Origin of the sequence: Streptomyces sp. NPDC059668 (genome assembly GCF_042734135.1) — a bacterium.
Lineage (GTDB): Bacteria > Actinomycetota > Actinomycetes > Streptomycetales > Streptomycetaceae > Streptomyces.
In genome coordinates this window covers 26,988-42,079 of sequence record NZ_JBHWEL010000077.1, presented here as the reverse complement: position 1 = coordinate 42,079, position 15,092 = coordinate 26,988, and the positions used below count along the sequence as shown (strand labels likewise).

6 protein-coding genes and 1 pseudogene are annotated in these 15,092 nt (G+C 72.7%); 2 read left to right on the top strand and 5 right to left on the bottom strand.

Features of this window, described 5'->3' with window-relative positions; genetic code table 11:
* The 5 genes and pseudogenes from ACFV2J_RS35335 to mqnE form a co-directional block, all read right to left on the bottom strand.
* Nucleotides 1-122, bottom strand: a pseudogene (locus ACFV2J_RS35335) (dehypoxanthine futalosine cyclase); the annotation flags it as partial.
* Nucleotides 123-175: 53 nt separating this feature from the next.
* Nucleotides 176-1,075 (bottom strand): menaquinone biosynthetic enzyme MqnA/MqnD family protein, encoded by a 900-nt coding sequence (locus ACFV2J_RS35330; protein WP_385094952.1) that lies wholly within the window; start codon nt 1,073-1,075, stop codon nt 176-178.
* 162 nt (nt 1,076-1,237) lie between these two features.
* On the bottom strand, nt 1,238-2,002 hold the full coding sequence (locus tag ACFV2J_RS35325) for a thioesterase II family protein (RefSeq protein WP_385094955.1): 765 nt from the start codon (nt 2,000-2,002) through the stop codon (nt 1,238-1,240).
* A gap of 86 nt (nt 2,003-2,088) precedes the next feature.
* Nucleotides 2,089-2,391, bottom strand: coding sequence for a ferredoxin (locus ACFV2J_RS35320; RefSeq protein WP_168525150.1), 303 nt, complete (start codon nt 2,389-2,391; stop codon nt 2,089-2,091).
* A 107-nt stretch (nt 2,392-2,498) separates the two neighbouring features.
* On the bottom strand, nt 2,499-3,662 hold the full coding sequence (mqnE, locus tag ACFV2J_RS35315; protein WP_385094959.1) for an aminofutalosine synthase MqnE: 1,164 nt from the start codon (nt 3,660-3,662) through the stop codon (nt 2,499-2,501).
* Nucleotides 3,663-4,060: 398 nt separating this feature from the next.
* On the opposite strand from mqnE, the gene ACFV2J_RS35310 reads away from it, so the two are divergent.
* Both ACFV2J_RS35310 and ACFV2J_RS35305 read left to right on the top strand, forming a co-directional pair.
* On the top strand, nt 4,061-4,921 hold the full coding sequence (locus ACFV2J_RS35310; RefSeq protein WP_385094962.1) for a 1,4-dihydroxy-6-naphthoate synthase: 861 nt from the start codon (nt 4,061-4,063) through the stop codon (nt 4,919-4,921).
* A gap of 182 nt (nt 4,922-5,103) precedes the next feature.
* On the top strand, nt 5,104-15,057 hold the full coding sequence (locus tag ACFV2J_RS35305) for an SDR family NAD(P)-dependent oxidoreductase (RefSeq protein ID WP_385442534.1): 9,954 nt from the start codon (nt 5,104-5,106) through the stop codon (nt 15,055-15,057).
* Nucleotides 15,058-15,092: the final 35 nt, after the last annotated feature.

Genomic DNA, 15,092 nt, shown 5'->3' with positions numbered 1-15,092 from the left:
GCGCCCAGCGCGTGCAGCGGGGCGTCACGGTAGAGGTCGAGGGCCTCTTCCGGGGTGATGCGCCCACCCTCGGCGGCACGGTCGAGGACGGACTGCAACGGGGACGGGGTAGGTCGGGGCATGATGCCGGCCTTTCCGGGGCTGTGGATGGTGTTCCTGGTCATGGCGGGGGGTGTCACTCGGGGGCGGTGCCCAGCAGGCGCACGGCCACGTCGGGCGGGAAGCCCTCGGCCGCACCGCCGACCCGGCGGGCGAACTCCTTGATGCCGGCCAGCTGCTCGGCACCGAGCCGGAAGTCGAGCGCCTCCGTGTAGTACCGCTCCAGCGTTCCGGCATCGAACTCCTCCCACTGGGAGGCCTGTTCGCTCACCTCGGTCACCTCGCGCAGCGACAGGTCCCGGGAGGCCAGCAGGTCGGAGTGGACCTGGTGGACCAGAGCGGGCTCACGGGCGAGGAACTCGCGGCGCGCCGCGAACACGGCGAACACGAACGGGAGGCCGGTCCACTCCTTCCACATCCGGCCCAGGTCATGGACCTGGAGGCCGAGTCCGGGGGCCTCGTGCAGCGCGGCACTGAGCGCCACGTCACCGATGATGACCGCCGCGCGTGCCTCGGACATCATCGTGCGCAGGTCGGGCGGCCGCACCACGTACTCGGGCCGGACACCCACCTTCTCCTCCAGGAGCAGCTGGGCCAGCCGCACCGAGGTCCGGCTGGTCGAACCCAGCGCGACACGCTCGCCGTCCAGCTGCTCCAACGGCACCTGACTGAGGATCAGGCACGACATGACGTCGCCGTCACTGCCCACCGCGATGTCCGGCAGGGCCACCAGGTCGTCGGCGTGCCGCAGGAACTCGACCAGGCTGATCGGCCCGATGTCGAGATCACCCGCGGCCAGCGCCTTGTTGAGGCCGTCCGGACTGTCCGTGCGCAGATCCAGGTCGAGCAGGCTGCCGGTACGCGCCAGCCCCCAGAACAGCGGCAGGCAGTTGAGGAACTCGATGTGCCCGACTCGGGGGCGGCGACGTTTGGTGCGCAGCGCCGACGACGGTTCTGCGACGAGTGGTTCGGTCATCTGTGGACGCTCCCGGAGCGGGTCGAAGAGGGGCGGCGGGGCGTACTCGGTGCCCGGCGCACGGAACGAGGAGGGACAAAGGGAGGTGTGCGACGCGCCGGGAACGGAGCATCCCGGCGCCGCCTGAACGTGTGCGGCCCTGCCCGGCGGCCCGCGCCGGTCCTACGCCCCGCGGGAGACCGTCGCGGTGAAGTGCTCGGTGAGGACGGCGAGGACGTCCGCCGCCCGGTCGGTGAGATAGAAGTGACCGCCGGGGAAAACCTGCAGCGTGCTGCCGCCGAGCGTGTGCCCCTCCCAGGCGCGCGCCTCGTCCAGCGAGGTCTTCGGGTCGTCGTCGCCGACCAGCACCGTCACCGGGCAGCGCACGGTGTCCTGCGGCGCGGCCAGATAGGTCTCGACGGCCGTGTAGTCGTTACGGATCGCCGGCAGCACCATGCGCAGCAGTTCCTCGTCGTCGAGAAGGCGGCTGTCGGTACCGCTGAGCGCACGGATCTCGGCGATCAGCCGGTCGTCACCGAGGGTGTGCACCCTCTCGTCCCGGGTCCGCGACGGCGCCCGCCGCCCCGACGCGAACAGCCGCACCGGCCCGGTCCCGGACCGCTCCAGACGCCGGGCCACCTCGAAGGCGACCACCGCTCCCATGCTGTGCCCGAAGAACGTCAACGGCCGGTCCTGCCAGCCCCGCAGCGCCTCCGCCACCCGGTCGGCGAGTTCGGCGACCGAGGTCAGCCCCGGCTCATGACGCCGGTCCTGCCGGCCCGGATACTGCACCGCGACCACGTCGACGGCGGGACTGAGAGCCGCGGCGACCGGCAGGTAGAAACTGGCGGAACCCCCCGCGTGCGGAAAGCACACCAGACGCTCGGCCGCCTCGGGAGCGGGACGGAAACTGCGGATCCACAGATCGTCCGCGGGAGTTGGACTCATGGGACGCGGATGTCCTTCCAGGGGATCGGCGCACCTGACGCAGGGGCCGGTGGGCGGTGCGGAACTGGCTGCGGGGCGGCGGAGCCTCAGGCGCTCTCCGCCTCCGGACCCCAGACCTCGACGTCGTCGGCGACACGGCGCACATGGATGCACTCGCCGGGGCACTCCTTGGCGGAGTCGGCGACATCCGGCAGAAGCTCCAGGGGGATGCGCGTGGCGGCGCGGGGCTCCTGGAGGAGCTCGTCGTCCTCGTCTTTCACATAGGCGATGCCGTCCACGTCCAGTTCGAACACCTCGGGCGCGTACTGGGCGCAGATACCGTCGCCGGTGCACAGCTCATGGTCGATCCAGACCTCGAAGGCCTGCTCGCCGCTCGTCTGCTGGGACATGTCCACCTGCCTGCCGATCGTGTCGTGAGACCGCGCACCGCGGTGCGCGGGAGTGAAGGGGGAAGGAAGACCGCGGCAGGACACGCCGTCCGCCACGGACCGGCGCGTCAGACACGCATCGGCTGCGGCTCGTCGCGGCGGGTGAGGTCCGGGCCGTCGTACTCGCGGATGATCTCGTAGCGGGTGTTGCGCTCCACGGGACGGAAGCCGGCGTCGCGGATCAGGTCGAGCAGGTCATCGCGGGTCAGCTTGTTCGGCGTGCCGTAGTTGTCCGCGTCGTGCGTGATCTTGTACTCGACGACCGAGCCGTCCATGTCGTCGGCGCCGTGCTGGAGGGCCAGCTGCGCGGTGTGCAGACCGTGCATGACCCAGAAGACCTTGACGTGCGGGACGTTGTCGAACAGGAGCCGGGAGACCGCGAAGATCTTCAGCGCCTCGGTACCGGTCGCCATCTGGGTGCGGGCCTGGAGCTTGTTGCGGACCTTGCCGTCCTTCATGTCCACGAAGTCGTGCTGGTAGCGCAGCGGGATGAAGACCTGGAAGCCGCCGGTCTCGTCCTGGAGCTCACGGAGCCTGAGCACGTGGTCGACGCGGTGGCGGGGCTCCTCGATGTGCCCGTACAGCATCGTGCACGGCGTCTTGAGGCCCTTGGAGTGCGCCAGGCGGTGGATGCGCGACCAGTCCTCCCAGTGGGTGCGGTGGTCGACGATGTGCTGGCGCACCTCCCAGTCGAAGATCTCCGCGCCACCACCGGTCAGCGACTCCAGACCGGCGTCGATCAGCTCGTCCAGGACCTCCGACGCGGGCAGCCCGGAGATCGTCTCGAAGTGGTGGATCTCCGTCGCCGTGAACGCCTTGATCGACACGTTCGGCAGCGCCTTCTTCAGCTCCCGCAGCGAACGCGGGTAGTAACGCCAAGGAAGCGTCGGGTGCAGCCCGTTGACGATGTGGAGCTCCGAGAGGTGCTCGCTCTCCATCGTCTTGGCGAGCCGGACCGCCTCCTCGATGCGCATCGTGTACGCGTCCATCTCGCCCGGCTTGCGCTGGAACGAGCAGTAGGCGCACGACGCCGTGCACACGTTCGTCATGTTGAGGTGGCGGTTGACGTTGAAGTGGACCACGTCGCCGTTCTTGACCGTGCGCGCGTGGTGCGCGAGCTCGCCCAGCCAGGCCAGCTCGTCCGACTCGTACAACGCGATGCCGTCCTCGCGGGACAGCCGTTCACCGGAGTAGACCTTCTCCTCCAGCTCACGCTTGAGCCCTGCGTCCATTACCGGGGAACCTCCTCGGTCAGTGCCTGGCGGCACACGTAGTGAGTGCGAGTACGCGGGTGGCACGTAACTCGTCTGCGGGCCCCGGCCGAGTCACCCGTCTTCGCGGACGACTCGCGCCGCCGTGGATCCGGCAGGGCGGAACTGGTGCGGAGCCGCGCCACCCGACCCGGGCCGGCCGGGCCGCCCGGTCACGGACGGGCCCGAACCCTCCCGGAAACAGCGGCACATGGACCGCTGCCCGACCGGAACACAGGGGATCCGGCCACGTCGGATGAGGCTCCCTCATCTTCGCGGAGGACAGTCTGGGGAAAACCCCACACCCACTCCGGCTTTCCTGGAGGGGGCGCGCGAGCGCCGTCACCGGATCACTCACGGCAGAGATTGAGGCGGGCCGCATGACGTCACGACTGACCCTGGCGCACTCCCCGTGCCCCAACGACACGTTCGTCTTCCACGCCCTGACGCACGGCCTGCTCCCCGGCGCTCCCGGGACCGACGTGCGCCTGGCCGACATCGACGTCACCAACGGCCTCGCCGAACGCGGCGAACTGGACGTCCTCAAGGTGTCCTACGGCGTCCTGCCGCACGTACTCGACACCTACGCCCTGCTGCCCTGCGGCGGCGCCGTCGGCCGCGGCTGCGGACCGCTCGTCCTGCGCAGGCAGGCCGGCCCCGCCGACAGCCTCACCGGCGCCCGCGTCGCCGTACCCAGCACCAGCTCCACCGCCTACCTCCTCTTCCGCCTCTGGGCGGCCCGTGCCGTCCCCGGCGGCGTCGGCGAGATCGTCGTCCTGCCCTTCCACGAGATCATGCCCGCCGTCCGCGACGGCCTCGTCGACGCCGGACTCGTCATCCACGAGGCCCGCTTCACCTACCGCCACTACGGCCTGCACAGCGTCGCCGACCTGGGCGAGGAGTGGGAGAAGGAGACGACCCTGCCCGTCCCGCTCGGCGCGATCATCGCCCGCCGCTCCCTCGGCGCCACCCGCCTCACCGCCCTCGCCGACGCCGTCCGCGCCTCCGTCCGCGCCGCCTGGCACACCCCCGCCGCCTCCCGCCCCTACGTCCTGGAGCACGCCCAGGAACTCGCCACGGACGTCGTCGACCAGCACATCGAGCTCTACGTCAACTCCTTCACCGCGGAACTCGGCGACGAAGGCCACGCCGCCGTGCGAGAACTCCTCGGCCGCAGCGCCGACCTCGGCCTGCTGCCCGCCGTACCCGACGGCGCCCTGGACTTCCCCCCGGGCACCTAGACCCCGGCGCCCGCCAACGCTAGGGGATCTCTTAGAGCCGGTCACCGCAGGTCCGGAAGCCACCCCCGGCCGTCCGCATAATCGGCCCCAGGCCGCCCGCACCCGTCCGGGACCGCCACCGCCCGCGCCACCGACGCACCACCGGCGACACCACGGGCCCCGCTGTCGAAGGGAACCGATCCGTGACCGAGGACAGGCTCCGCGAACTTCACGAGTTCCTGAAGCGCGTCACCGCAGACCTCCAACGCACGCGCAACCGCCTGCACCAGGTCGAGTCGAGGGCCACGGAACCCATCGCCATCGTCTCCATGAGCTGCCGCTATCCGGGCGGAATACGCACCCCGGAAGACCTCTGGCACCTCGTGGACAGCGGCACCGACGGCGTCTCCGACTTCCCCGAGGACCGCGGCTGGTCCGTCGACACCCTCTACGACCCCGACCCCGACCACCCCGGCACCTGCTACACCCGCCACGGCGGCTTCCTGCACGACGCCGCCGACTTCGACGCCGACTTCTTCGGCATGTCCCCCCGCGAAGCCCTCGCCACCGACCCCCAGCAGCGCCTGCTCCTCGAGGTCACCTGGGAGGCCATGGAGCGCGCCGGACTGCGCCCCGCCGACCTGAAGGGCACCGCCACCGGCGTCTTCGCGGGCGTCATGTACAACGACTACGGCTCACGGTTCCCCGAACCGCCCGAAGGACTCGACGGCTACATCGGCAACGGCAGCGCCGCCAGCATCGCCTCCGGACGCATCGCCTACACCTTCGGCCTCGAAGGCCCCGCCATCACGGTGGACACCGCCTGCTCCTCCTCCCTGGTCGCCGTGCACCTGGCCGTCCAGGCACTGCGCGCCGGCGAGTGCGACCTCGCCCTCGCCGGCGGTGTCGCCGTGATGTCCACCCCGGTCACCTTCATGGAGTTCAGCCGCCAGCGCGGCCTGGCCGCCGACGGCCGCTGCAAGTCCTACGCGGACGCCGCCGACGGCACCGGCTGGGGCGAGGGCGTCGGCATGATCCTCCTGGAGCGCCTCTCGGACGCCCGGCGGGCCGGCCACGACGTCCTCGCGGTCGTCCGCGGCTCCGCCGTCAACCAGGACGGCGCGAGCAGCGGCCTCACCGCTCCCAACGGCCCCTCCCAGCAACGGGTCATCCGCGCCGCGCTCGCCGCCGCCGACCTCCGGCCGGGCGACGTCGACGCCGTCGAGGGCCACGGCACCGGCACCACCCTCGGCGACCCCATCGAAGCCCAGGCCCTGCTGGCCACCTACGGCCAGGACCGGCCCGCCGACCGCCCCCTGTGGCTCGGCTCGCTCAAGTCGAACATCGGCCACACCCAGGCCGCCGCCGGCGTCGGCGGCATCATCAAGATGGTGCAGGCCCTGCGCCACCAGCGGCTGCCCCGCACCCTCCACGTCGACCAGCCGTCCACCACCGTCGACTGGACGGAGGGCGACGTCCGCCTGCTGACGTCCCCCGTCGAATGGACCGACCCGGGCAGGCCGCGCCGGGCGGGCGTCTCCGCCTTCGGCGTCAGCGGCACCAACGCCCACGTCATCGTGGAACAGGCACCGCCCGCCGAACCGGCGGACGACCGGGCCGGCGACGCACCGGCCGACGCCTCCGGGACACCCACCGCCGCCCACCCGCCGGTCGTGCCCTGGCTGCTGTCCGCACAGACCCCCCAGGCCCTCCAGGCCCAGGCCCGCAGCCTGCTCACCCACCTCGGCACCCGCCCCGACGACAGCGACCACGCCGTGGCGCACGTCCTGGCCACCACCCGCTCCGTGTTCGACCACCGCGCCGTCGTCCTCGGCGACGACCACGACGCCCTGATCCGCGGCCTCGACGCCGTGGCGGACGGCGCCCCCACCCCCCAGGCCGTCGTGGGCACGGCCCGCCGCGGCGGCGGCAAGCTCGCCTTCCTCTTCTCCGGCCAGGGCGCACAACGCCCGGGCATGGGGCGGGAGTTGTACGAGGCGTATCCCGTGTTCGCGGAAGCCTTCGACGCGGTGTGCGGACACTTGGACGAGGGGCTGCGAGAGGTTGTCTTCGGTGAGGACGCCGAGCTGCTGAACCGGACCGGGTGGGCGCAGCCCGCGTTGTTCGCGATCGAGGTGGCGTTGTTCCGGCTGGTGGAGTCGTGGGGTGTGAGTCCCGACTTCCTGGTGGGCCACTCGGTCGGTGAACTCGCCGCCGCGCACGTGGCGGGGGTGTTCTCCCTCGAGGACGCCTGCCGGCTGGTGTCGGCGCGCGGCCGGCTCATGCAGCAACTTCCCTCCGGCGGTGCGATGTTCGCGCTGGAGGCGTCCGAGGACGAGGTCCTGCCGCTGTTGACGGACGGGGTGTCGGTCGCCGCGGTCAACGGCCCCCGCTCGGTGGTGGTCTCCGGCGACGAGACCGCGGCCTCGGCGGTCGCGCAGCAGATCGCCGCGATGAGCCGCCGCACCTCGCGCCTGCGCGTCTCCCACGCCTTCCACTCGCCGCTGATGGAACCGATGCTGGCCGAGTTCCGCACGGTCGCCGAGAGCGTCACCTACGCCGAGCCGCGCATCGCCGTGGTCTCGAACGTGACCGGACAGGCCGCCGGCATGGGGGAGTTGGAGTCGGCCGACTACTGGGTCCGGCACGTGCGGGAGGCCGTACGGTTCGCCGACGGGATCACCTGGCTCGAAGAGCACGGCGTACGCCGGTTCGTGGAACTCGGCCCGGACGGCACCCTCACCGCCCTCGCCCAGAGCAGCGCCTCCGGCGGCGAGGACACGCTGTTCGCGTCCGTCCTGCGCAAGGACCGTCCCGAACCGCTCTCGGCGCTCGGCACGATCGCCGCCCTCCACACCCGCGGCATCGCCGTCGACTGGGCCGCCGTGATCCAGGGCGACGACTGCCCGCCGGTCACCCTGCCCACCTACGCCTTCCAGCGCCGGCGCTACTGGCTGGACCCCGTCGCCAAAAACACCGCCAGGACGACAGGACACCCGCTGCTCAGCACGTCCGTCGCGCTCGCCGGCTCGCACACCGTCGTCTCCACCGGACGCGTCTCACGCCGGACCCAGCCCTGGCTCGCCGACCACACCGCCTTCGGCACACCGCTCGTGCCCGCCGCGGTCTTCACCGACCTCGCCCTGCACGCCGGTTCCCGGCTCGACAGCCCGCACCTGGCCGAACTCACCGTGGACCTGCCCCTCGTCCTGCCCGAGACCGGCGAGAGCGAGATCCAGACCGTCGTCGAGGGCACCGAGGAGGAAGGCCGGTGGACGTTCACCGCCCACTCCCGCCCCGTCGACCCCACCGGGGACGGCCCCTGGCAGCAGCACGCACAAGGCGTCCTGGTCCGGCTGCCGGACGGCGCGACGGCCGCCGAACACCAGGACCCCGCCGCCTGGCCCCCCGCCGGCGCCACCCCCCTCGACCTCGACGAGCTGTACCGCTCCCTCGAGGACCGCGACACCGTACCCGGCACCGCCCTGCGCACCCTGACCGCCGCCTGGCGACTCGGCGACGAGGTGTACGCCGACGCCGTGCTGCCCGAACCGCAGCGCGCCGAGGCCGGCCACTTCACCCTGCACCCGGCCCTGATCGAGGGCGCCCTCCTCGCGCTCTCCGCGACCGGCCACCCCGCACCCCACGCCCTGTCGTGGTCCGGCCTCACCCTGCACGCCACAGCCGCCGAGGCCGTACGCGTCCGTATCCGCCCCCGCCCGGACGGCACCCTCGCGCTCGACCTCTTCGACACCACCGGCGCACCCGTCCTCAGCGCGGACGGACTGAGGACACGCACCCTCACGGCGGCGGACCTGCCGGCCGCCAAGGCCCCGGAGAACGACGACATCTTCGGCCTCGTATGGACCGCCTCACCCGGACCGGTGCTGCCGAACGCCCCCCGACTCGCCGTCCACGCCTCCCTCGACGACCTCCTCACCGCCGCCGGCACCGGCCCGGTGCCCGAGGTCGTCGCCGTCCCCTTCCACACCCCCCTCGACGACCGCACGGCGACCGCCGAAGCCGTCCGCACCGCCACCGCCACCGCACTCACCCTGCTGCAGACCTGGCTGACGGACGACCGCCTCACCGGCTCCCGCCTGCTCCTGCTCACCTCCGGAGCCGTCGCCGCGGCCGACGGCGAGACGGCAGGCGACCTGCCCGCCGCGGCCGTCCGCGGACTCGTGCGCTCCGCCCAGGCGGAGAACCCCGGCCGCTTCCTGCTCATGGACACCGACACCCCCCGGCCCGACCCGCGGACCGTCGCCGAGGCACTGCGCCACGACGAGCCCGACACCGCCCTCCGCGACGGCCGGGTCCTGCTGCCCCGCCTCACCCGCACCGGTGCCCGGCAGACAGAGCGGACACCGGTCTTCGACCCCGAGCGCACCGTCCTGGTGACCGGCGGCACCGGCACCGTCGGCGCCGCCGTCGTCCGCCACCTGGTGACCGGGCACGGCGTGCGCCACCTCGTCCTCGCCGGACGCAGGGGCGCGGACGCGCCCGGCGCCCGCGAACTCGTCGCCGAAATGACCGAGGCGGGCGCCGACATCACCGCGGCCGCCTGCGACACCACCGACCGCGACGCCCTGGCCGCACTCCTTGCGGCCATCGCGGGGGACCACCCGCTGGGCGCCGTCGTCCACGCCGCCGGCGTGGTGGACGACGGCCTCGTCACCTCCCTCACCCCCGAACGCCTCGACGCCGTCCTGCGCCCCAAGGTCGACGCCACGGTCAACCTCCACGAGCTGACCCGCACCCTCGACCTGACGGCCTTCGTCGTGTTCTCCTCGGCCGCCGCCACACTCGGCAGCCCGGGCCAGGGCAACTACGTCGCGGCCAACTCCTTCCTGGACGCCTTCGCCGGACACCTCCGCGGCCAAGGACGCCCCGCCCTCTCCATCGGCTGGGGACTGTGGGCCGCCGACAGCGGCATGACCGGCCACCTGGACACCGCACAGCGCGGCCGCATCGACCGCAGCGGCATCGGCGCCCTGCCCACCCGGGAAGCCCTGGCCCTCTTCGACCGCTGCCTGTCCCACACCGACGGCACCCCCCTGCCCCTGCGCGTCGACCTGCCCGCCCTGCGCCGGAACGCGGCCGCTCTTCCCCCCGTCCTGCGTTCCCTGACCGGCCGCACCCCGCTACGACGGGCCGCGAGCGCCGGGGCGAGCGGCACGGCACCCGCGGGCGGCGCTCTCGCCGCGCTCCCCGAGGAACAGCGCCGGGCGGCGGTCCGGGCTCTGGTCCGTACGACGGTCGCCGGCGTCCTCGGCCACACCAGTGACGCGTCGATCAGCCTCGACCGCCCCTTCGCGGACATGGGCTTCGACTCGCTCACCGCCATGGAACTGCGCAACGCCTTCACCCGGGAGACCGGCCTCACCCTGCCCGCGACCCTGGTCTTCGACCACCCCAACCCGGCCGCCGTCGCCGACCTCCTGCTCGCCGAACTCGCCCCCACCGCACACGGTTTGGCACAGCCCGCACGGCAGGAACCCGCGGCACCGGCCGACCTCGCCGACGACCCGATCGCGATCATCGGCATGGGCTGCCGCTTCCCCGGAGGCGCCGAGAACCCCGAACAGCTGTGGGACATGCTCCTCAAGGGCGTCGACGGCATCGGCGACTTCCCCGCCGACCGCGGCTGGGACCTGGCCGCCCTCTACGACCCGGACCCCGAGTCCCGCCGCCGCGGCACGACCTACGCCTGCCGCGGCGGCTTCCTGGAGAACGTCGCGTCCTTCGACGCGGACTTCTTCGGCGTCTCACCGCGTGAGGCGCTCGCCATGGACCCCCAGCAGCGTCTGCTGCTGGAGACGTCGTGGGAGGCCGTCGAGCGGGCCGGCATCGACCCCCGCTCCCTGCGCGGCAGCCGCACCGGCGTCTTCACAGGCACCAACGGCCAGGACTACGCACACGTACTGAGCACCGCGGACGCCGACACCGAGGGCTACCTCGGCACCGGCAACGCCGCGAGCGTTATCTCGGGCCGGGTCTCCTACGTCCTCGGCCTCGAAGGCCCCGCGGTCACCGTCGACACGGCCTGCTCGGCCTCTCTGGTCGCCCTGCACTGGGCCATCCGCGCACTCACCTCGGGGGAGTGCTCGATGGCACTCGTCGGCGGAGTGACGGTGATGTCCACCCCGGCGGCGTTCATCGAGTTCAGCCGCCAGCGCGGCCTCGCACCGGACGGTCGGTGCAAGGCGTTCGCGGAGGGCGCGGACGGTACGGGCTGGGGGGAAGGCGTCGGTGTGCTGCTGGTGGAGCGCCTGTCGGACGCGCGCGCCAACGGTCACCCCGTCCTCGCGGTGGTGCGGGGTTCGGCGGTGAATCAGGACGGTGCGTCGAACGGTCTGACGGCGCCGAACGGTCCTTCCCAGCAGCGCGTCATCCGGGCGGCGCTCGCGAGTGCGGGTCTGTCGGCGTCGGACGTGGACGCGGTGGAGGCGCACGGTACGGGCACCTCGCTGGGCGACCCGATCGAGGCGCAGGCTCTGCTGGCCACCTATGGCAAGGACCGTGACGCCGAACGGCCGTTGTGGCTGGGGTCGGTGAAGTCGAACATCGGTCACACCCAGGCTGCCGCGGGTGTGGCGGGCGTGATCAAGATGGTGGAGGCGATGCGCCATGGCGTGCTGCCGGCCACCCTGCACGTGGACGAGCCGTCGTCGCATGTCGACTGGGCCGCGGGTGAGGTCAGGCTGCTGACGGAGTCCGTGGACTGGCCGGACACATCCCGGCCCCGCCGGGCCGCGGTCTCGGCCTTCGGGTTCAGCGGCACGAACGCGCACGTGGTGCTGGAACAGGCACCGGAAACGGTCACCGAGGAAACCACGGCAACGGTTCCCCGGCCCCTCCCCACCACCAACTGGGTCGTCTCAGGCCGAGGCGCCGGGGGACTGCGCGCTCAGGCAGCCAGGCTGCTGGCTCATGCGCAGGCCCATCCCGACCTGGACCCCGCGGACGTGGGTCTGTCGCTGGTCAGGACCCGGTCGGCGTTCGAGAACCGCGCGGTGGTCCGGGGCGGCGACCGTGACGAGCTCCTGGCGGGCCTTGCCGCCGTCGCCCGCGACGAGAGTGCGCCGGGTGTCGTCCAGGGCGCCGCGACCGAGGGCAAGCTCGCCTTCCTCTTCTCCGGCCAGGGTGCGCAACGTCTCGGCATGGGACGGGAGTTGTACGACTCCTTCCCGGTGTTCGCCGAAGCTTTCGACGCGGTGTGCGCGGAGTTGGATGAGGGTCTGCGGGAGGTTGTCTTCGGTGAGGACGCGGAGCTGCTGAACGAGACGGGCTGGACTCAGCCCGCGTTGTTCGCGATCGAGGTGGCGTTGTTCCGGCTGGTGGAGTCGTGGGGGATGAGCCCTGACTTCCTGGTGGGTCATTCGGTGGGTGAGCTGGCTGCCGCGCATGTGGCGGGGGTGTTCTCGCTGGAGGATGCGTGCCGGTTGGTGTCGGCGCGTGGTCGTCTGATGCAGGAATTGCCTTCCGGTGGTGCGATGTTCGCGCTTGAGGCCGCCGAGGACGAGGTCCTGCCGCTGCTGGAGGGCTGGGAGAGCGAGGTGTCCGTCGCCGCCGTCAACGGCCCCCTCTCAGTGGTGATCTCCGGTGTCGAAGCGGTGGCGGAGGCCATCGCGCAGCAGATAGCCGCGATGGGCCGCCGTACTTCGCGCCTGCGCGTCTCCCATGCCTTCCACTCGCCGCTGATGGAACCCATGCTGGCCGAGTTCCGTGCCGTGGCCGAGAGCGTGACGTACACGCCGGCCCGTATGGCGGTCGTCTCGAATCTGAGCGGACAGGCCGCCGGCGTGCGGGAGTTGGAGTCGGCCGCGTACTGGGTGCGGCATGTCCGCGAAGCCGTACGGTTCGCCGACGGGATCGAGTGGCTGGCCGCGAACGGCGTACGCCGGTTCGTGGAGCTCGGCCCGGACGGCACCCTCACCGCCCTCGCCCAGACCGGCGTCCCTTCCGACGGCGGTGAGGGCACGCTGTTCGCGTCGGTCCTGCGCAAGGACCGTTCCGAGACGGACACCGTCCTGGCCGCCGTGTCGCGGGCGTTCACGCACGGTGTGGCCGTCGACTGGCCCGCCCTCCTCACCGGCGCACGGCCGGTCGAACTGCCCACCTACGCCTTCCAACGCGAGCGCTACTGGCCCGAGCCGGCACAGGGCGCGGTCGAGCGACGTGTCGACGGCTGGCGCTACCGCGTCGAATGGGAACCGGTCCCCGCCCCGGCCGGCCCCGCACCGGTGCCGGGCCGCTGGATCCTGCTCCAGCCCCCCGGCGACGACGCGCTGGCGGGGATCGAGGAGTTCGTCCCCGGCGTCGACCGGTTCACCTGCCCGGTCGAGGCGACCGACCGGGCCGGACTGGCGCGGCTTCTGACACAGGCGGCCGAATGCGGTCTCGTCGCGGGCGTGCTGTCGTGCCTCGCCCCCTTGGGGGGAGCGCGGGCGACGACGGCGCTCGTCCAGGCACTGGGCGACGCCGGACTGGCGGTTCCGCTGTGGGCGGTGACGCACGGCGCGGTCTCGACCGGTGCGCCGGGCGAGGAGCCGGCCGATCCGTCCCAGGCCGCGGTCTGGGGCCTCGGCCGCGTCGCCGCGCTGGAACACCCCGACCGCTGGGGCGGACTCGTGGACGTACCCGCCGGACAGGCCGACCGGCACACTCTCGCCGGGATCGCCTCCGCACTCGTCAGCGGTGAGGACCAGATCGCGGTACGCGGGCCCGGACTGTCCGCCCGCCGGCTGGCCCACGCACCGTCCGCCTCGGCCCCGGCCGTCTCCTGGACCCCGCGCGGCCGTGTCCTGGTGACCGGCGGCACGGGCGCCCTCGGCGGACGCCTCGCACGCTGGCTGGTGCGGCGGGGCGCACGGGACCTCGTCCTGACGAGCCGCCGTGGAGCACAGGCGCCGGGCGCCGCCGAACTGGCCGAGGAGCTCAGGGGCCAGGGCGCCGAAGTCACCCTCGAAGCCTGTGACATGGCCGATCGCGCCGAGGTCGGGGCGCTGCTGGAACGGCACCCCGTCGACGCGGTGTTCCACGCCGCCGGCCTGGGCGACGCCACCCCCTTCGAGGAGACCGACGACCACCACCTCGCCGCCGTCCTGGCCGCGAAGGCTGTGGGTGCCGATCATCTTGATGCTCTGACGCGGGATTTGGACTTGTCGGCGTTCGTGGTGTTCTCCTCGATCGCCGGTGTGTGGGGCAGTGGTGGCCAGTCCGCGTACGCCGCCGCCAACGCCCACCTCGACGCTCTTGTGGAGCGGCGTCGGATTGATGGACTTGCCGGTACCGCCGTGGCGTGGGGGCCGTGGGGCGGCGGAGGGATGGTGACGGACGAGGGTGCCGCGGAGTTGGTGCGCCGGGGTCTGCGGGTGATGGACCCGGACCGGGCGCTGACCGGGCTCGGGCGGGCGCTGGACGTCGGGGACACCACCGTCGTGGTCGCCGACGTCGACTGGGAGAAGTTCCTGCCCACGTTCACCAGCCGCCGCCCCAGCCCGCTGCTGTCCGCCCTCCTCGAAGAGAGCGACACCACGGCGTCACGGCCCGGGACGGGCACGGAGCCGGAGACCAAGAAAGCGGCCCTGCTCAAGGAGCTCTCCACGCTCTCCGAGGCCGACCGCAGGAGCGCGCTGCGCGACCTCGTGCGCGACCGTGCGGCCTCGGTCCTCGGCCGCGCGAGCGGCGAGAGCGTGGCGCCCGCCCAGGCCTTCCGCGACATCGGATTCGACTCGCTCACGGCCGTCGAACTGCGCAACCAGCTCAACCAGGACACCGGACTGCGCCTGCCCAGCACCCTCGTCTACGACTACCCCACCCCCGGGCACCTCGCCGACCACCTCGGCGCCGAACTCTTCCCCGCCGCCCCGGCCGACGCCCCCACCGGTCCTTCCGGGCCGTTCGCCCCGTCGGGCGCGGCCTGGACCGACGAAGAGGCCGCGCTGCGCAGGAAGCTCGCGACCGTCCCGCTGGCCCGGTTGCAGGAGAGCGGCCTGCTGACCGCGCTGCTGGCCCTCGCCGGGCCGGAGGGTCCGGCGGAACCGGAGGGGACATCCCCGGGCACGACCGCCGAGGCACAGGACGACGACCTGATCAGCACGATGGACGTCGACGACCTCGTCCAACTGGCCCTCGGCGACTCGGCCCACTGACCGTGCAGCCCGCCGCCCACCCCGCCCGCCGAAGC